This window comes from Coprobacter tertius (assembly GCF_024330105.1).
In the GTDB taxonomy this organism is placed as follows: domain Bacteria; phylum Bacteroidota; class Bacteroidia; order Bacteroidales; family Coprobacteraceae; genus Coprobacter; species Coprobacter tertius.
The window spans coordinates 94,718-112,040 of record NZ_JANDHW010000009.1; the positions used below are offsets into that span (position 1 = coordinate 94,718).

Genomic DNA, 17,323 nt, shown 5'->3' on the forward strand with positions numbered 1-17,323 from the left:
CATATATAACTTGATTTCAATTTTAAACTGGAGTATAAATCCCATGATCATTAATAATTATACAAACTATAAGATTTTTTTCGATTTATGAATGCTTTCGGGAGATTTAATAACCTCCCGCAGCGTAATTACTCGCTTATAATTCTATTTCATCTACTTTTCTTGATCTTTCGAGTACGACGCTATCGGGTAACCAATAATCATCGTGTTTCCTACGGGTAAAATACAAAGTTGAGTCCGTTAATAATTCTATGTTAAAAAGTTTACTTAACGGCCCGCTGTGCGATACCGTACTGATTCTGAGTACCGCTTTATTTCCTTTCTTTGAAATCATCCGGACATTACCTTCATCTATTCTATTCCCAAAATACCAGGTAAAGATATATTCCCCTTTGGTAATCCCGTTTTTCTCCGGATATATAATAAGTGAAAACACATACTCCGGAGGTGTTTCTCCTGATACAAAACTCCAGTCTCCTCCGAATTCCTGGGCATTTCCTACCCCAATATACATCAAGCAGATCAATAAAATAATCAAGTTTTTCATATTATTTTCATTTTATATACGTAAAACGGTCATCCCGGTTCAGCCAACCTTTTATATTTTCTCTTTGCCTTGAACCACTATTAACTAATCCTTGAAAATGTTTTTTCCTATTCTCCTTATACTGATTAAACAATGCCTCCGGATTAGGATGCTGGTTTATGGCATCTAAAGTCTCCTTTCCCCATATACCGTCTTCAGCCACTTTTCCTCCCGTCTGATTAATCGCCTTTTGTAGGTTCCCGATCGCCGCCCCGGGACTGGAATTAACATGAAAATCGAAAATGTATCGCCTCAAAGAGGGATTTTTGATTTCATCCGCATCTATCTTGTCCCAATACTCCGAACGGTATATCTTCTTCGCATCCTCCGCACTCAGGTTCTTCAAATTTTCCAGTGTCGGCTCCTTGCCTGTATATCGCTTGGCATGCGCTTGCCAAGTTTCCCAACTAATCCCCCGGTTTGTGGGACCTCCCAAATCACTCACCCGGTTACTGTACCCTTTCTCTATATCCAGCGTTTCATTTACACATCGGTCGAAACCGAAACAATCATCGGGCTTCGAGGGCTCTTTCCGAAATTCTCCGGGAACTAACGGACCTGCTCCGTAAGGATAATACCGTTTCCCCTCTCCGGAAGCCGGACTCTCATTCAGCGGCGATTTCATCTTTTTTCCCGTCAACGGATTCCGCGCGTCACCAGTTCCTTTCAGTACACTGTCAAATGTACTCTTTTGTACCGAATAATCAAACGGATTTTCCGGCGAATAAGGGCCGATGATCTCTTTCTCCGGTCCCATCGCCGGCCGGGAGGGTACGGTACCCTCTGACGAGGATTCGAGGTTACCGCCAATCGTGTTGCGGTTGCTGTAAGGAATCGCCCCCAATACCACTTGCTGGTAAGTACGATCGCGATCAGGGTCGAATTGAAACTCAGGCTTATCGGTATCCCAGGACGAGATGCGGGCGGGAACCCACCGGCCAGGGAAAAGGGAACGCCGCATATACCGCTTGTTTTCGGTATCCCACAGGTATTCTTCAGGGATGCCGTCTGAAAAATAATCATCTTTCATAACTCTATTAATTAATGGTTTACGGGAAATATTTCCCGCGACAAAAATAGAAGCGGATACTTTACGGAGGATGCGATAACCAAAAAATGTGCGAGAGATATAAACTTACTCTACTGCTGTCTTTTACCAGTAAACACCGATAACGGCCATTCGATATAAAAATAAAAAAGGAACAGGACGAAAATGTCTTGTTCCTTTTAAAATATATTTTACACAATATCAATCTTTCAACTTAGCCGAAATAAATTCCCGGTTCAAGCGGGCGATATTGGTAATAGAAACATTTTTGGGGCATTCCGCCTCACAAGCTCCCGTATTGGTACAGTTACCAAAACCGAGTTCGTCCATCTTAGCCAACATGGCTTTAGCACGACGAGCGGCTTCTACACGTCCCTGAGGAAGCAAAGCCAACTGACTCACCTTAGCCGATACGAATAACATCGCCGAACCGTTTTTACAGGCAGCAACACAGGCGCCGCAACCGATACACGAAGCCGAATCCATCGCCTCGTCGGCATCGGGTTTGGGAATGGGAATAGAATTGGCATCGGGAACACCGCCCGTATTTACCGAAATATACCCTCCCGCTTGCATAATCTTGTCGAAAGCGTTACGGTCTACCATCAGGTCGCGTATCACCGGAAAACCCGCCGAACGCCACGGCTCGATCGTAATCGTTTCCCCGTCGTGGAACTTACGCATATGCAATTGGCAAGTAGTAACATCTTCGTCGGGTCCGTGAGGATGACCGTTGATATAAAGCGAACACATGCCGCAGATTCCTTCACGGCAGTCATGATCGAAAACAACAGGTTCCTGACCTTCGTTGATTAATTTCTCGTTGAGGATATCGAGCATTTCGAGAAAAGAACTGTCTACCGAGATCCCGTCGAGTTTATAAGTCTGAAAAGCACCTTTTTCCTGAGGGCCTCTCTGACGCCAGACTTTCAGCGTTATATTGATTGTCTTATCCATAACTTTTAACTGTAAAATTATTGTTTGTAATTACGTTGCTGAACTTTTATACATTCGTAATTCAGTTCTTCCTTCAACATGACAGGATCTTTATCTTCCCCTTCATATTTCCAGCAGCTAACATACATATACTTATCATCCTGACGTAAGGCCTCCCCATCTTCGGTCTGATATTCGACACGGAAGTGACCGCCACATGATTCGTTACGGTTCAATGCATCGAGAGCCATCAGTTTCCCGATCTCAATAAAGTCAGCCAGACGAAGAGCTTTCTCAAGTTCTACATTCAGCGTATTCGCTTCGCCGGGAATACGTACATTGGTCCAGAATTCTTTCTTCACCTCTTCCAACTTTTTAATTGCGGTTTCGAGTCCTTCTTGGGTACGGGCCATACCTACAAAATCCCACATGATAAGTCCCAGTTCTTTATGGATAGAATCTACCGAGCGTTTTCCTTTTATGCTCATCAATTTATTGATGCGTTCCTGTACATCTTTTTCCGCTTCTGCAAATTCAGGCAGATCTTTGCTGAAACGCGGAACGGTAATCTGATCCGAAAGATAATTTTGAATTGTATAAGGCAAAACGAAATATCCGTCGGCCAATCCTTGCATCAGCGCAGAAGCACCCAAACGATTGGCACCGTGATCCGAGAAGTTGGCCTCTCCGATAGCAAATAATCCGGGTATCGATGTACTCAGTTCATAATCGACCCAAATACCGCCCATTGTATAATGGATAGCCGGATAAATCATCATCGGAGTTTCATAAGGATTATCGTCTACAATTTTTTCGTACATCTGGAAAAGGTTTCCATAACGGGCTTTTACAGCTTCTACCCCGAGACGTTCGATCGCGTCTTTAAAATCGAGATATACGGCAAGACCGGTAGAACCTACCCCATAACCGGCGTCACAACGTTCCTTAGCGGCACGGGATGCCACGTCGCGGGGAACGAGATTACCGAATGCCGGGTAACGACGTTCGAGATAATAATCGCGATCTTCTTCTTTAATATCGGTCGGTTTAAGTTTTCCGGCGCGAATCGCTTCGGCGTCTTCTTTCTTTTTAGGTGTCCAGATACGGCCATCGTTACGTAACGATTCGGACATCAACGTCAATTTCGATTGGAACTCCCCATGTACGGGAATACAAGTCGGATGTATTTGCGCGAAAGCGGGATTAGCGAAATAAGCCCCTTTCTTATAACATTGTAAAGCCGCCGATCCGTTAGACCCCATCGCATTGGTCGACAAGAAGAATGTATTTCCGTATCCTCCCGTAGCGATTACTACCGCATGCGCCGGATAACGTTCTATTTTTCCGGTAACCAGGTCACGGGCGATAATACCCCGGGCACGGCCGTCGATCATTACCAGATCGAGCATTTCATGACGAGTAAATAATTTTACCGAACCTTTTTTTACCTGACGGCTCAACGCCGAATAAGCTCCTAATAAAAGCTGCTGGCCCGTTTGGCCTTTCGCATAAAATGTACGCGATACCTGGGCACCACCGAACGAACGGTTATCGAGCAAACCTCCATATTCGCGAGCAAAAGGAACTCCCTGCGCTACACATTGGTCGATAATAGAATTAGAAACTTCGGCCAAACGGTAAACGTTGGCTTCACGGGCACGATAGTCGCCCCCTTTTATCGTATCGTAAAACAAACGGTATACGCTATCTCCGTCGTTCTGATAATTTTTAGCGGCATTAATACCCCCCTGCGCAGCGATAGAATGCGCACGACGGGGAGAATCCTGAATACAAAAATTCAAGACATTGAATCCCAATTCGCCTAAAGACGCAGCAGCAGAAGCACCGGCAAGACCGGTACCCACTACGATAATATCGAGACGGCGTTTATTGGCAGGGTTCACCAGTTTCTGGTGAGCTTTATAGTTACTCCATTTTTCGGCTAACGGGCCTTCAGGAATTTTTGAATCTATTTTTGTCATAACGATAATTTTTCAGAAGTTATAATTAGAGACTCTTGATATAGAAAGCAACAGTCACGAAGGCAAAACCTAAAAATACGATAGTTGCAAAAATATTAGAAATGCATTTCCAACGTTGCATCCATATCCGGTTATTCCAACCGATCGTCTGAATCGCACTCCAGAAACCGTGAGTAAGGTGGAACCAGATAGCTACAAACCAAACCAGATACAAAATCACGAACCAGATATTGCTGAAAGTTTCACGTATCAAAGCATACCCGTCATGAGGATTTACTTCGGGAAGCACTCCGGTAATTTCATTAAACTGCATTTTGTACCAGAATTGTGTCAAGTGCAATACAAGGAACAATAGTACGATAAGTCCCAGTACAAACATGTTCTGTGACGACCATTCAACGCCTTTAGGTGTAGCGTTTACAGCGTAACGGTCGTTACCGCGGGCCTTACGGTTCTGCAGCGTAAGCCAAAGAGCGTAAATAATGTGCACGATAAAGCCGGCTGCCAGTACGAGCGTACCTACCAACGCATACCAGTTAGCGCCCAAAAATTCACAGATCGCATTATAAGCCGTTTCAGAAAATACGGCGGCTATGTTCATCGACATGTGAAACAATAAAAACAGCACGAGGAAGAGACCCGATATACTCATTATCAGTTTTCTTCCGATCGAAGAGTTCAATAACCACATAGGATTCTAAGTTTTTAAGTTATTTTTATTTGTGTTCAGTATATACCTGTTTTTGGTGATTGCAAAATTAGATCAATATTGTTTAGTATGCAAATAATTAAAGAAATATTTCCTTATATAAAACATCGCTTATCACTACATATAGCTATCTTATTTTTCATTTTGGGCACAATATACCCCTAAAATCCGGCAATACCGTTATTATCTTAATTTAATTCGCTCGATCCTGAATATTATATCATACATAAGAGAAAGATAAACGATATAGCAATATATAGGTATCTTAAAAACAAAAAAAATTCTCCGATTATTTTGTTTTTAAGAAAAACATTATTTACTTTGCAAATCAAAGAACTTTTTAACATGGAGAAAAAAGAAGTAATAAATACATTAAGCGAAATAAAAGAACTGATGGAAAAATCTTCCAGATGTCTTTCGCTAAGCGGCCTTTCGGCTATTTTTGTCGGAATATATGCCCTTTTAGGGGCAGCTTCCGTTTATTACTTATATCATATTTTATGGAAACCCAGTGTAGCGATAAATACACCTTTCAGGCTTCAGGTCGTAGTGGGTATCGCTTTGTTCATTTTAGCGATTTCGTTAATAACGGTATTCCTACTTTCCTGGATAAAAGCTCGACATGAAAACCAAAAACTGGTACTCGACGCTACCGTAAAACGATTGCTTATCAACTTTTTTGTTCCCCTGCTGGCTGGCGGCATTCTTTGCGCAGCCTTACTATCTCAGCAACATTACGGACTTACCTCTTCCGTCATGCTCATTTTTTACGGACTGGCACTCATCAACGGATCTAAATATACCTATTCCAATACTCGATATTTGGGATATGCCGAGCTTGCCCTCGGCTTAATCGACAGTTTTATCGAAGGTTACGGACTCATATTCTGGGCAATCGGATTTGGCCTATTCCATATTATTTACGGTATTTTTTTCTATCTGACATACGATCGTAAAAAGCGATGAAAATCGATCTCGAACATATAAACAGAGCATTCGAAAGTAAAGCCAGACTGGGTATCATGTCGATATTATCGGTAAACGAATCAGCAGATTTTACAACCATTAAAAATTTGCTCGGTCTTACCGACGGCAATCTGGCCAGTCATGCCCGAAGCCTCGAAGAAGCAGGATATATCGAAAGCCGCAAGCAATTTGTCGGCCGTAAACCCAATACCCGGTTTGTGATTACTCCCGCAGGACGTGAAGCTTTTGCCATTCACCTAAAAGCATTGGAAGATTTTCTTAAAAACCGGCCATTATAATTTTTTTTAAGCATATACTTTGCATTTCAAAGTTCTTTTACAAATATATTAATACTCAAAATTATGGAACCACAGTCATTTGCCCCACAAGAAAACAAAACAAAAAGAAAAAAGTCACCGGTAAGTACTCTTACATTAAAAATTGTACTCACTGCTGTACTTATCCTCGTTCTTATGATTCCTGTAACAATGGTAAAAGGCCTGATCGAAGAAAGAAGTCAAACAGCATCTGAGGCAATCTCAGAAGTACAGAAGAAATGGAGTACTCCGCAAACGATTAACGGCCCCATACTCATTATACCGTATTATAAAAATATACAGAATAGCGATATGACCATCAGCAAAATAAAAAGCAACTATTATATTCTACCCGAACTTTTAAACATCGAAGGAAATGTCGAAACCGAAGATCTTCGTAGAGGATTATACGATATAGTCGTATATCGCACGCAGCTTACTTTATCGGGAAATTTTTCTTTAGAAAAACTTATTAAAGAAAATATCTCCCCCCAAAACCTGATCCTAAATCAAGCACGCCTGGTAATAGGAATTACCGATTTGCGCGGGATCACTGAACAAGTAAGCGGAAAATTCGGGAATCAGGCTCTCAGCTTCGATTCCGGGGTAGACGATGACATTATTTCATCGGGAGTTTCCAGCCCGTTAAATGTTTCCTACGAAAAAAACGATGCGGATACTCACATCCCTTTTTCGATACAATTACGCCTGAAAGGTTCCGAAAAGATCGACTTTACCCCTATCGGCTCGACTACAACCGCCACATTGCAATCTAACTGTACAACTCCCAGTTTCGACGGAGCCTATCTTCCTGAAGAAAGAGAAGTAACCGAAAAGGGATTCTCAGCAACCTGGAAGATTCTCGATCTGAACCGTAACTATCCGCAATTATTTACGGGAGAAAGCTGGAGTGAATCGATACAAGAATCGACATTCGGCACAAATCTATTACTCCCGGTCGACCAATATCAAAAATCGACACGTTCGGTAAAATATGCATCTATGATTATCATTCTTTTCTTTGTCATTTGCTTCTTTACCGAAATTTTACAGAAAAAAAATATTCACCCTTTCCAGTACCTGCTTATCGGTTTGGCGATCTGCCTCTTCTATACTATGCTGGTCGCCTTATCAGAACACTTCAACTTTACACTTTCATATGCGATCGCAACTTGTATGACCATCGTTTTACTCACCTCTTATCTGGGAGGAATACTAAAAGCAAAAAAAACGGCGGCTACAATTGGCGCGCTGCTACTGCTACTATATATTTATGTGTTTGTTCTTATACAAATGGAAACATTTGCCTTACTCGTAGGTAGTATCGGGCTATTTATCATACTGGCGATGATCATGTATTGCTCATTGAAAATAAACTGGAACTCTACCGGAGAGGAAATAAACAACATATAAAAAAGTATAACAAAAATCCTGAAATGCTATTCCGGCTTATACGAAGTTTTTCCTAATAATTCCATTATAAAAGGGGATGCTTCATATTATCCGGAATAGTTTTACCCCCCCGAATTCCTGGGCATAGCCGGTGGAAACAAACAGTATAACTACAAATAAAATTATCAGTTGTTTCATATCTATTTTTTATTTTATATACGTAAATCGGTCGTCTCTATTCAGCCAACCTTTGATATTGTTTCTTTGACTCACTTCCTCTTCAGCTAAATTTTGAAAATGCTGCCTTCTGTTCTTTTTATACGCATTAAATAATACTTCCAGATTAGGATGATTGTCAAAGCATCCATGGTTTCTTTTCCCAATATGTTGTCTTCAGCTACATTTCCTCCCGTCTCATTAATCGCCTTTTGTAGGTTCCCGATTGCCGCCCCGGGACTGGAATTAACATGAAAATCGAAAATGTATCGCCTCAAAGAGGGATTTTTGATTTCATCCGCATTTATCTTGTCCCAATACTCCCCTCGGTATATCTTCTTCGTGTCCTCTGCACTGAGGTTCTTCAAATTTTCCAGTGTCGGCTCCTTGCCTGTATATCGCCTGGCATGCGCTTGCCAGGTTTTCAATTAATTCTTTGGGAAATATTTCCCGCGACAAAAATAGAAGCGGATACTTTACGGAGGATGCGATAACTAAAAAACGAACGGAAATTCCGGCCTTCTCACAAAGTCGTTATTTCCGTTCGTTACCTTTTGCAATAAATGCTATTTTAGAAAAAAGTTAATCCAATCCTATATGTAAATAATTACTATACGTTGAACCGGAAGTGCATGATATCCCCATCCTGCACGACATAATCTTTTCCTTCTACATTCATCTTTCCGGCTTCTTTACATGCGGCTTCGGAGCCCAACGTAATATAATCATCGTATTTGATCACTTCGGCACGGATAAACCCCTTTTCAAAATCGGTATGGATTACGCCGGCACACTGGGGGGCTTTACTGCCTTTCAGATAAGTCCAGGCACGCACCTCTTGCACTCCCGCGGTAAAATAAGTTTCGAGGTTAAGCAATTTATAAGCAGAACGTATCAGACGTGAAACGCCCGATTCTTCGAGTCCTATTTCATTCAGGAACATCTGCCGTTCTTCGTACGTCTCGAACTCGGCGATTTCCGATTCTATCTTCGCAGCCACGACCAATATCTGCGCATCTTCGTCTTTAACGGCTTCTCGAACCCGATCGACATGTTTATTTCCGGTAACGGCACTCGCTTCATCGACATTACATACATACATCACCGGTTTGTTGGTCAGCAGAAATAATTCACGGGCGATTTTTTGCTCGTCTTTCGTTTCGAAAGTAACCGTACGTGCCGATTTACCTTGTTCGAGAGCTTCTTTATAGCGGCTGAGGACTTCATAAACAAGCTTCGCGTTTTTATCTCCGCCCGTTTGCGCCTGCTTTTGCACACGTGATATACGGCTTTCGATAGTCTCGAGATCTTTCAGCTGTAGCTCGTAATCGATAATTTCTTTATCCCTTACCGGATCGATACTTCCGTCGACATGCGTAATATTATCGTCGTCGAAACAACGAAGCACATGCAATATCGCGTCGGTTTCGCGTATATTGGCCAAAAATTTATTTCCCAACCCTTCGCCTTTACTGGCCCCTTTTACCAAGCCGGCTATATCGACGATCTCTACAGTAGTAGGAACGATACGTTGCGGATGTACCAGTTCGGCCAATTTATTAAGCCGTTCATCAGGCACGGTAATCACACCTACATTGGGTTCGATCGTACAAAAAGGGAAATTCGCCGATTGTGCTTTCGCATTCGACAAACAGTTGAACAATGTCGATTTACCTACATTGGGCAAACCGACTATTCCGCATTGTAATGCCATATATTATTATTTGTTAGTTTCAAATTCTGACTTCTCTTTAAAAGAGTGAACAAAAGTACAAATTCTTCTTGTAGCTGGCAAGTTTTTAAATACACCCAAATAAACTAAACATACAGCCTGTCGCAAACACAAAAATAAAAAACTATATTTGCACCCGTCTTTGTAACAACAAAATCATCACCTATTATTATGGATAAGCAACTCGCATTATCGAAGAGAAATCACGGATTAGATATTTTAAGAGTATTGGCATGTTACATGGTCATACAAGTACATGCGGGAGAATTTTATTATATAGGGAACGGAGGTATGATTCTCGAAGGCTGTGGACCACTATGGGTAGATATTTATAATTCGCTCTGCCGCACCGCTGTGCCGCTATTTGTCATGCTCTCGGGTTATTTCCTCTTACCGGTAAAAGAACCGATGAAAGATTTTTTTCGACGCCGTACCGTTCGCGTAGTCGTACCGTTCATAATCTGGTGCGCACTATATGCTATATACCAATATTTCAGAGGTCAGGCAGACCTGGCAACTACAGGGTTGAACATTCTTAAAATCGGGATTAATTTTGGTGTCGAAATCGGTCATTTATGGTATATTTATATGCTTATCGGTCTTTATCTTTTTGCACCCATCATATCTCCCTGGATAGCGAACGCCTCCCGTAAATCGATGCAATTTTATTTATGTATATGGGCTCTATCTCTATTCGTTCCTTACATTCATCTCATTTTCCCCGAATTTTTAGGTGAATGTTTTTGGAACCATACGCCTTTATTATATTATTTCTCTGGATTTTTAGGCTATATGATATTGGCCGTTTACATCAAAAAATATATGTCGCAACGTAAAAAATGGCATCTTCCGGTAAGCCTATTATGTATTATAGCTGGCTATTTAGTTACTGCAGGAGGCTATGCAACACGCTTAAAAACCGTTATTCTCGTACCCGACCTCGAACTCACCTGGGGATTCGAAACCATAAATGTGGCCCTAATGAGTTTCGGATTGTTTTTACTGATTAAAGATATCCGTTTCAAAAATCCTTTCTCGGCACCGGTAAAAATTATAACGGATATATCCAAATTGAGTTACGGTATTTACCTGATACATATAATGGTATTGAATTTCTATTTCGAAATATTCAATCCTGTCTGGGACAGCGTAGGTCTGAAACTGCCATGTATCGCAATCAGTACATTTATTACCTCTTACCTATTGATAAAACTCCTTTCATTGTTCCCGAGAAGCAAATATATCATAGGGTAGATCTTGAGAGAATTTTTATTTGCTGTTTATCCAGGTAAGATTATGCCATAGCCTTTCAAACGGCCCCTGTTTATGGTGTTTAAGCCACCACTTGCAAAAACAGAGTTGCACGACAAAAATTATGATTCCGGTTAAAAGACTGAATAATGATCCGAGATACTGGTACATTCCCAACCCGTATGCAAAATAGATAAACGAGCCCAATATCGATTGGGTAATATAATTGGTAAGACTCATTCTCCCATACTGTACCAAATGTGACTGCACCTTTTTTAAACGGCTGCCATACCACAACAATATAAAAGAAGATACCAGTATTACCATAAAGAATACATTGGATAAAGAACCGGTAATCACGGTAAGAGGAATGCGGACACCCTCCGAAAAAGATGGGATCGAAAGATACATCCTCAATAAATAAACAGGAATGAATACAAGTACTGCAATCAAAAGAACTCTTTTCCAGAACTTCATATTTTCCGCAGAAAATAGAAATCGCTTGTTCCTGCCCAACAACATGCCGATCATAAATAAGGAAGAAGTCTGAAAAAAACGACCGTTATCCCAAGCCCACAATAAACTGAAAGGTTCCCCATATAAAAGATTAATACGAACGGTTTCAAGAAACGATTCCGACATCAGGCCGGAAAGCGTATTTTTCCACAGATATTCCAATGAGCTCGAAGGTACAAAATCGGGATGAAACAGCGCATAAACAATTTTTCCTATTTCTACCGGCTGTAACATAAAAAAGGCAGCGATAAACATTACGATACGATCATTCAGTTTTCTCACGGGAATTATCGTAAACCCGACTATGGCATATAACGAAAGTATATCGCCGGGATAAAAAACAGCATTAAACAATCCGAATAAAAATAACAATACTAATCGCCAGGCAAAACGCATTGAAAAATCTTTACCTACATTTTGACGGTTATTAAACTGTATATAAAAGCTAAAACCGAATAGTAATGCAAAAATAGCATACGCTTTTCCACCGAAAAAGAAGAAAATACCCTCCCAAACATAACTGTTTATAGTTTTTAAAAACTCCGGCTCCCATTCAGGCAGAAAATACAAGTTAAAATGCTCTACATTGTGTATCAGAATAATTGCCAAGACAGCAAAACCGCGCAAAGCATCAGCAACTTCAATCCGGGGTGATTTCATTTTTATCTCGGGTTGCATCTGTTCTTTATTATTGTGTTTTAGGTATCGAATCGAAACAAAGATAAATAATTATCTTGTAATACTCGTAGTAACAAAATCAAATATCCTGAATTAAAATATTCTCTTTTTTACAGTGGATTTTCATTTGAACCCATTTGCCGCGAAGTTGTTGTATGAAAAAAGAGTAATCTATGGAAATCGGGATCGATGATAAATCAAGCAAATTTGCAGGGACACTTATCGAGGGAATTAAAAATATACTCCAACAGTTAGGCGTATCACACGGGCGTCTCGATGAATGGGAAGAATTCATCTATGTCGTTCTTATCATTGTCGTAGCTTTCGCATTGGCCTGGATCATGCGGTTTATCATACATTACACCATTAGTCGATTATTATCGAGAAGCCATAATGCCGTACTGAAAATATTGGTCGATCGAAAAATATTTTCACGTATCGCTAACCTCATACCTCCCCTTGTTATTATTTCATTACTTCCTCTCGCATTCGAGAACTCGCCGCATTTATTATCCATCATCGAACGGATATGTTGGATCTATCTTATTATCGCTTTCGTGATGTATACGAATATGTTTCTCACCACCTTGTGGCATATTCTTTCCCGCAGCGACACCATGCGCGACCGTCCGCTCAAAGGACTTTTACAGGTCACAAAAGGAATCATCGTAGGTTTAGCCGTCATCGGAATCGTATCGCTGCTAATTAACAAATCACCGATGAATCTCATCACAGGGCTGGGAGCTTTCGCGGCCGTATTGATGCTCGTTTTTAAAGACAGTATTTTGGGTTTTGTCGCCGGGGTACAATTAGCCGAGAACGATATGATACGGGAAGGCGACTGGATTGTCATGGGCGATATGGTAAACGGAGTTGTTATCGACATTACCCTGAATACGGTAAAAGTACAGAATTTCGACAATACGATTATCACGATTCCTCCCTATTCCCTGATTTCGGGTGCATTCCAGAATTGGCGGGGGATGGCAGAATCCGGAGGACGACGTATCATGCGCTCTTATACGATAGATATCAACAGCATAAAATTTTGCACCCCGGAAATGCTCGAAGACTATAAAAAAATAGATTACCTCAACGATTATATTACCCGTAAACAAGAACAACAGCAAGCGGGGAAGATTGCCAATACCGAAAATCCTGCCGGATTGGTAAACGGAACTATCGAAACTAATCTGGGAGTATTCAGAGCCTATATGACAATGTATTTGCAAAACCACCCCTTTATCAATAACGATCTTACCCTGATGGTACGTATACTGGAAGCAGATGCCAACGGAGTTCCTTTACAGATATATTGCTTCTCTGCTAATAAAGTTTGGGTGAGTTATGAGTCGATACAAGCAGAAATCATGGAACACTTTGTCTCCGTTATGCCCAAATTCGGTTTACATGCATTCCAAAATGCGTCGGGTCGAGATTACATCAGTCAGGCTTATATTACAGCCGGGAAACAACCATTGTCATGATAACCTCAAAAACACTGCAACAAATCCTTACTTGTTATAATTTTTTTAATTCCCGCACGAATCGACGCCAGCCCGAAATCTTCGGGATTTATGTCGCCGAACGGAATAAAAAAGCATTCGGCCACATCATCTCGTGCTTCAAGATTTTCTGAAGATACGACACGGCTCTCAAAAAAGAGGTCCATAGTATGTACGTCGAAACCCGAGTAAGTATAAACATTCGGTAAAGAAAACAAATAACGTGTTTGCACTATATCCAATCCCGTTTCTTCTTTTACCTCTCGGTTAACTGCCTCTTCTGCGGTTTCATACGACTCGGTAAACCCTCCGGGCAAATCGAGTGTACCTTTTGCCGGATCTTTAGCCCGGCGGCATACCAGAATCTCGCCTTCATCATTTAATATCACGGCAACAACCGCCGCTCTGGGATTGAAATAGTAAGTAAATCCACAGGATTCGCATCGTTTAGAGTGGCCGTTATTCTCTATAAAACGAGCCGATCCGCATTTGGGACAAAAGCGAAACAAACGCAACGGGTGCCCACGTTTTATATTCATGTGCAAAACTTATTTTTTATCGCTTTCCTTTACTCCGTTCATATTCAGAGTCTTTTCATACAAATCTTTATTATCGAGTATTTCTACAGCCTGCTTAATATCGGCATCATCCTTAATAGATTGCATTATCTCACCTTTTTGATAATAATAGCGCTTTACGATTTCCACCGTAAGAATATCCATTATATCTTTCTTAAAAGTATCCATCTCATGATCGAGATTATGAGTAAGTTTCTTCTCAAGAGCTGAAAATTCTTCTTTTGCTTCATCCGAATAACCCTCAAATTCGGCCATTTCACGCAAATCTTTCAGTATTCTCTCGCTTTGCCGATCATATTTAAAATCTTTACTTTTTACAAACGCCTTAAAATCATCGAAATCCCGATCGGTAAGGGTAAATTCCTCTACCGGAGGGATAGTTTTGTGTTTGCGTGCATAATCGGTAGCAAAATCAAAAGTAAGCATATCTCTAACAAGATAATAACAGATATTTCCTTTTCGCTTTTCTTTCGACTCGAAATCGGGTTTTATTCCACCGCCATCCCGTACGATTCTTCCATTAGCCGTTTTATATGCGGTTGTCAGACTGTCAGGAATAGCCCGCGCACTTCCATCGGCATTACGGTGAGAATAATCGATTGCCTGTATCAAGCGTCCGCTTGGAATATAATATTTAGACGTAGTCACTTTCAGTGTTGCGTTATAAGGAAGAGAACGTGTCGTTTGCACCAATCCTTTTCCATAGGTACGATCTCCCACGATAACGGCTCTGTCGAGATCTTGCAATGCACCTGACACAATCTCGGCCGCCGAAGCTGATCCATTGCTTACCAATACCACCAGAGGAATATCTGTATCGATAGGTTCCTGAGTCGTTTTATAAGTACGATCCCATTGTTTAACTTTTCCTCGTGTAGAAAGAACTTCCTTACCTTTAGGCACAAAAAAATTGACGATTTTTACCGCTTCATCGAGAATACCGCCCGGGTTTTCTCGCAGATCGAGAATCAATGAACCTATTTTCTTGTTATTTTTCAGATCGAGTAACGCATTCTTCACTTCTGACGCAGATTTATCAGTAAAACTCGACAAATAAATGTATCCGGTATTTTCTCCTACTACACCGTAATAGGGAACCGAATTAATTTGTATTTTCTTACGTATAATGTCTTTTTTGATCGGCTCTTTTTCACCCTGACGTTCCACAACCACCTTTACCGTTGTATTTGCAACCCCTTTCAGCATATCGCTCACAGTAGCCGACTCGAGACCGTGTACGGATTTACCGTCGATCGAGATTATTTTGTCCCCTGCTTTCAAACCCGCGATCTGTGCAGGCATACCTTCATAAGGTTCAGAGATATAAGTATCTTTTTCTCTTGTTTGTATTAGTGCACCAATACCACCGTATTCACCCGTAGTCATCGTGCGAAAATCTTCTCTTTCCGATTCAGGAATATAATTGGTATAAGGATCGAGACCTGCCAACATCGCCCGTATTCCCCTACCTATCGTGGCCTCTGTATCGATAGAATCTACATAAAACATATTTAGCTCTTTATAAAGAGCATTCAAAATCTCCAGATTTTTAGCTATATCGAAATTTTTTTTATCAGGACCTTCTGCACGAACCGGTAAAATAAAAAACAGGATAAAAAGTCCTACAACGGTTTTATGCAAATAATTCGATTTTATCATAATGTATTTTATAAAATTTTTATACCTATGGCTAAGGTAGTAAATATGAAATTCAATTATTAAAAAGCGCTTGTACTTTTAACTTTATTTCAGCCCAACGAGCATCATCCATCTTCGTTCCGATTACTTCGATCACTTCCCCGGATAATATCGAACCTATATTCCCGGCTATTTCAAGAGAATAACCACACGAAAGACCATACAAAAAACCTGCAGCATACAAATCTCCCGCACCTGTCGTATCCACACATTTACTACGGGTAGCCGAAACATGCGCTACTTCTTCTCCCCGGCAAATAACCGAACCTTGCGCTCCGCATTTCACAACCGCTATTTCACACTGTTTGGCAAGTATTTTTACGGCATCCTCAGGTTCTAATCCCGTATAAGCATAAGCCTCTTCTTCATTAGCAAAAACAATATTTACATAACGGACAAGAAGTTCTTCGAAAAAATCGAGATTTTCTTTAACGATATTATAACTCGACATATCGAGCGATATTTTCAATCCGGCATCCTGGGCAAGTTGTACTGCACGCCGTATCATGAGAGGATCTTGCACAAGATAACCTTCGATATGTAATAAATCATACCCTTCGAACATTGCAGGATGCAAATCTTCTTGTGAAAGAGTAGCCGCAGCACCGAGATATGTTCCGAAAGTGCGTTCTCCATCCGGCGTAATCATCGTCATAGCGCATCCGGATGCAATATCGCTACTGAGCAGATAAGGTTCCACTCCGTTCTTCCGAAGATCTTCTTTATAAAACCGGCCATAACTGTCGTGCCCTACCTTGCCGATAAACCCGCCTGGTACCCCCATCCGAGTCAATCCCGAAACAGCATTAGCCGCCGAACCACCGGTGGCCAAAAAAGTATCGAAATCTTCGAACATAGCCATTATTTTCAATAACTTGTCTTCGTTGATAAGTTGCATACCGCCTTTAAACAAGCCTACTTCATGTATGCATTCGTCTGAACTTAATATGGCCAGCACGTCCGTAAGGGCATTTCCCAGTCCTAATACCTTCATGTAATTTTAATTTGACACAATAAAATCTCCAAACCCGGAATTATATCAAGTTTGGAGTCTGATCGAAATTTTTTTTGCAAATATATTGCATAATTGGAAATAACACATTACTTTTGCACTGCATTTTTAAAGAAATGCAAACTTCTTCAGTAGCTCAGTCGGTTAGAGCATCTGACTGTTAATCAGAGGGTCGTAGGTTCAAGTCCTACCTGAAGAGCT

At 41.0% G+C, this 17,323-nt stretch carries 17 protein-coding genes and 1 tRNA gene; 6 read left to right on the forward strand and 12 right to left on the reverse strand.

The features are described 5' to 3' along the window. Positions 1-136: 136 nt before the first annotated feature. From NMU02_RS10155 to NMU02_RS10175, 5 genes are all read right to left on the reverse strand, one after another. Complete coding sequence (locus tag NMU02_RS10155; RefSeq protein WP_255027756.1) at positions 137-547, reverse strand: hypothetical protein; 411 nt, start codon at positions 545-547, stop codon at positions 137-139. Between the two features lie 7 nt (positions 548-554). Further along, positions 555-1,616, reverse strand: coding sequence for a glycoside hydrolase family 108 protein (locus NMU02_RS10160; RefSeq protein WP_255027757.1), 1,062 nt, complete (start codon positions 1,614-1,616; stop codon positions 555-557). 219 nt (positions 1,617-1,835) lie between these two features. Continuing rightward, the gene (locus NMU02_RS10165) at positions 1,836-2,591 is read right to left on the reverse strand and encodes a succinate dehydrogenase/fumarate reductase iron-sulfur subunit (protein WP_255027758.1); all 756 of its coding nucleotides are present in this window, start codon (positions 2,589-2,591) and stop codon (positions 1,836-1,838) included. A gap of 17 nt (positions 2,592-2,608) precedes the next feature. After that, positions 2,609-4,552: a fumarate reductase/succinate dehydrogenase flavoprotein subunit gene (locus tag NMU02_RS10170; RefSeq protein WP_255027759.1), complete on the reverse strand. Its 1,944-nt coding sequence runs from the start codon at positions 4,550-4,552 to the stop codon at positions 2,609-2,611. 25 nt (positions 4,553-4,577) lie between these two features. Beyond that, positions 4,578-5,243 (reverse strand): succinate dehydrogenase cytochrome b subunit, encoded by a 666-nt coding sequence (locus NMU02_RS10175; protein ID WP_255027760.1) that lies wholly within the window; start codon positions 5,241-5,243, stop codon positions 4,578-4,580. 363 nt (positions 5,244-5,606) lie between these two features. Between NMU02_RS10175 and NMU02_RS10180 the strand changes: the two genes are divergently transcribed. From NMU02_RS10180 to creD, 3 genes are all read left to right on the forward strand, one after another. Beyond that, positions 5,607-6,227: a hypothetical protein gene (locus NMU02_RS10180; RefSeq protein WP_255027761.1), complete on the forward strand. Its 621-nt coding sequence runs from the start codon at positions 5,607-5,609 to the stop codon at positions 6,225-6,227. Further along, positions 6,224-6,526 carry a winged helix-turn-helix domain-containing protein gene (locus NMU02_RS10185; protein ID WP_255027762.1) on the forward strand — a complete coding sequence of 101 codons (303 nt, stop codon included), beginning with the start codon at positions 6,224-6,226 and terminating at the stop codon, positions 6,524-6,526. The genes NMU02_RS10180 and NMU02_RS10185 overlap by 4 nt, the downstream gene beginning before the upstream one ends. Before the next feature lie 63 nt (positions 6,527-6,589). Then, positions 6,590-7,957, forward strand: coding sequence for a cell envelope integrity protein CreD (creD, locus tag NMU02_RS10190; protein WP_255027763.1), 1,368 nt, complete (start codon positions 6,590-6,592; stop codon positions 7,955-7,957). 186 nt (positions 7,958-8,143) lie between these two features. On the opposite strand, the gene NMU02_RS13740 is transcribed toward creD, so the two are convergent. The 3 genes from NMU02_RS13740 to ychF form a co-directional block, all read right to left on the reverse strand. After that, the gene (locus tag NMU02_RS13740; protein ID WP_354003115.1) at positions 8,144-8,278 is read right to left on the reverse strand and encodes a putative peptidoglycan-binding domain-containing protein; all 135 of its coding nucleotides are present in this window, start codon (positions 8,276-8,278) and stop codon (positions 8,144-8,146) included. Next, entirely contained in the window at positions 8,221-8,580 is a 360-nt protein-coding gene (locus NMU02_RS10195; protein ID WP_255027764.1) for a glycosyl hydrolase 108 family protein, read from the reverse strand. Before NMU02_RS10195 ends, NMU02_RS13740 begins: the two co-directional genes overlap by 58 nt. A gap of 182 nt (positions 8,581-8,762) precedes the next feature. After that, positions 8,763-9,866, reverse strand: a complete 1,104-nt coding sequence (gene ychF / locus NMU02_RS10200; RefSeq protein ID WP_255027765.1) for a redox-regulated ATPase YchF — start codon at positions 9,864-9,866, stop codon at positions 8,763-8,765. A 189-nt stretch (positions 9,867-10,055) separates the two neighbouring features. Here ychF and NMU02_RS10205 point away from each other — a divergent pair, with 189 nt between their 5' ends. Continuing rightward, the gene (locus NMU02_RS10205) at positions 10,056-11,138 is read left to right on the forward strand and encodes an acyltransferase (RefSeq protein WP_255027766.1); all 1,083 of its coding nucleotides are present in this window, start codon (positions 10,056-10,058) and stop codon (positions 11,136-11,138) included. Between the two features lie 15 nt (positions 11,139-11,153). Here the strand turns inward: NMU02_RS10205 and NMU02_RS10210 are convergent, their stop codons facing one another. Continuing rightward, positions 11,154-12,329: a DUF418 domain-containing protein gene (locus NMU02_RS10210; protein ID WP_255027767.1), complete on the reverse strand. Its 1,176-nt coding sequence runs from the start codon at positions 12,327-12,329 to the stop codon at positions 11,154-11,156. A gap of 173 nt (positions 12,330-12,502) precedes the next feature. Between NMU02_RS10210 and NMU02_RS10215 the strand changes: the two genes are divergently transcribed. Beyond that, positions 12,503-13,816: a mechanosensitive ion channel family protein gene (locus NMU02_RS10215; protein ID WP_255027768.1), complete on the forward strand. Its 1,314-nt coding sequence runs from the start codon at positions 12,503-12,505 to the stop codon at positions 13,814-13,816. A gap of 5 nt (positions 13,817-13,821) precedes the next feature. Here the strand turns inward: NMU02_RS10215 and NMU02_RS10220 are convergent, their stop codons facing one another. The 3 genes from NMU02_RS10220 to NMU02_RS10230 are packed head-to-tail and all read right to left on the reverse strand — an operon-like array spanning position 13,822 to position 17,104. Then, positions 13,822-14,373 carry an NUDIX domain-containing protein gene (locus tag NMU02_RS10220; protein WP_255027769.1) on the reverse strand — a complete coding sequence of 184 codons (552 nt, stop codon included), beginning with the start codon at positions 14,371-14,373 and terminating at the stop codon, positions 13,822-13,824. A 9-nt stretch (positions 14,374-14,382) separates the two neighbouring features. After that, positions 14,383-16,071 (reverse strand): S41 family peptidase, encoded by a 1,689-nt coding sequence (locus NMU02_RS10225; protein ID WP_255027770.1) that lies wholly within the window; start codon positions 16,069-16,071, stop codon positions 14,383-14,385. Positions 16,072-16,123: 52 nt separating this feature from the next. Beyond that, on the reverse strand, positions 16,124-17,104 hold the full coding sequence (locus NMU02_RS10230; protein WP_255027771.1) for an adenosine kinase: 981 nt from the start codon (positions 17,102-17,104) through the stop codon (positions 16,124-16,126). Between the two features lie 143 nt (positions 17,105-17,247). On the opposite strand from NMU02_RS10230, the gene NMU02_RS10235 reads away from it, so the two are divergent. Continuing rightward, positions 17,248-17,321, forward strand: a tRNA-Asn gene (locus NMU02_RS10235). Positions 17,322-17,323 lie beyond the last annotated feature (2 nt).

Excerpts from the sequence above, each read along its gene's own strand:
- NMU02_RS10230 (WP_255027771.1), bottom strand. The coding sequence starts at position 17,104 with ATGAAGGTATTAGGACTGGGAAATGCCCTTACGGACGTGCTGGCCATA.
- NMU02_RS10215 (WP_255027768.1), top strand. The coding sequence starts at position 12,503 with ATGGAAATCGGGATCGATGATAAATCAAGCAAATTTGCAGGGACACTT.
- ychF (WP_255027765.1), bottom strand. The coding sequence starts at position 9,866 with ATGGCATTACAATGCGGAATAGTCGGTTTGCCCAATGTAGGTAAATCG.
- NMU02_RS10165 (WP_255027758.1), bottom strand. The coding sequence starts at position 2,591 with ATGGATAAGACAATCAATATAACGCTGAAAGTCTGGCGTCAGAGAGGC.
- NMU02_RS10210 (WP_255027767.1), bottom strand. The coding sequence starts at position 12,329 with ATGCAACCCGAGATAAAAATGAAATCACCCCGGATTGAAGTTGCTGAT.
- creD (WP_255027763.1), top strand. The coding sequence starts at position 6,590 with ATGGAACCACAGTCATTTGCCCCACAAGAAAACAAAACAAAAAGAAAA.
- NMU02_RS10225 (WP_255027770.1), bottom strand. The coding sequence starts at position 16,071 with ATGATAAAATCGAATTATTTGCATAAAACCGTTGTAGGACTTTTTATC.
- NMU02_RS10175 (WP_255027760.1), bottom strand. The coding sequence starts at position 5,243 with ATGTGGTTATTGAACTCTTCGATCGGAAGAAAACTGATAATGAGTATA.
- NMU02_RS10205 (WP_255027766.1), top strand. The coding sequence starts at position 10,056 with ATGGATAAGCAACTCGCATTATCGAAGAGAAATCACGGATTAGATATT.
- NMU02_RS10220 (WP_255027769.1), bottom strand. The coding sequence starts at position 14,373 with ATGAATATAAAACGTGGGCACCCGTTGCGTTTGTTTCGCTTTTGTCCC.
- NMU02_RS10160 (WP_255027757.1), bottom strand. The coding sequence starts at position 1,616 with ATGAAAGATGATTATTTTTCAGACGGCATCCCTGAAGAATACCTGTGG.
- NMU02_RS10170 (WP_255027759.1), bottom strand. The coding sequence starts at position 4,552 with ATGACAAAAATAGATTCAAAAATTCCTGAAGGCCCGTTAGCCGAAAAA.
- NMU02_RS10180 (WP_255027761.1), top strand. The coding sequence starts at position 5,607 with ATGGAGAAAAAAGAAGTAATAAATACATTAAGCGAAATAAAAGAACTG.
- NMU02_RS10155 (WP_255027756.1), bottom strand. The coding sequence starts at position 547 with ATGAAAAACTTGATTATTTTATTGATCTGCTTGATGTATATTGGGGTA.
- NMU02_RS10185 (WP_255027762.1), top strand. The coding sequence starts at position 6,224 with ATGAAAATCGATCTCGAACATATAAACAGAGCATTCGAAAGTAAAGCC.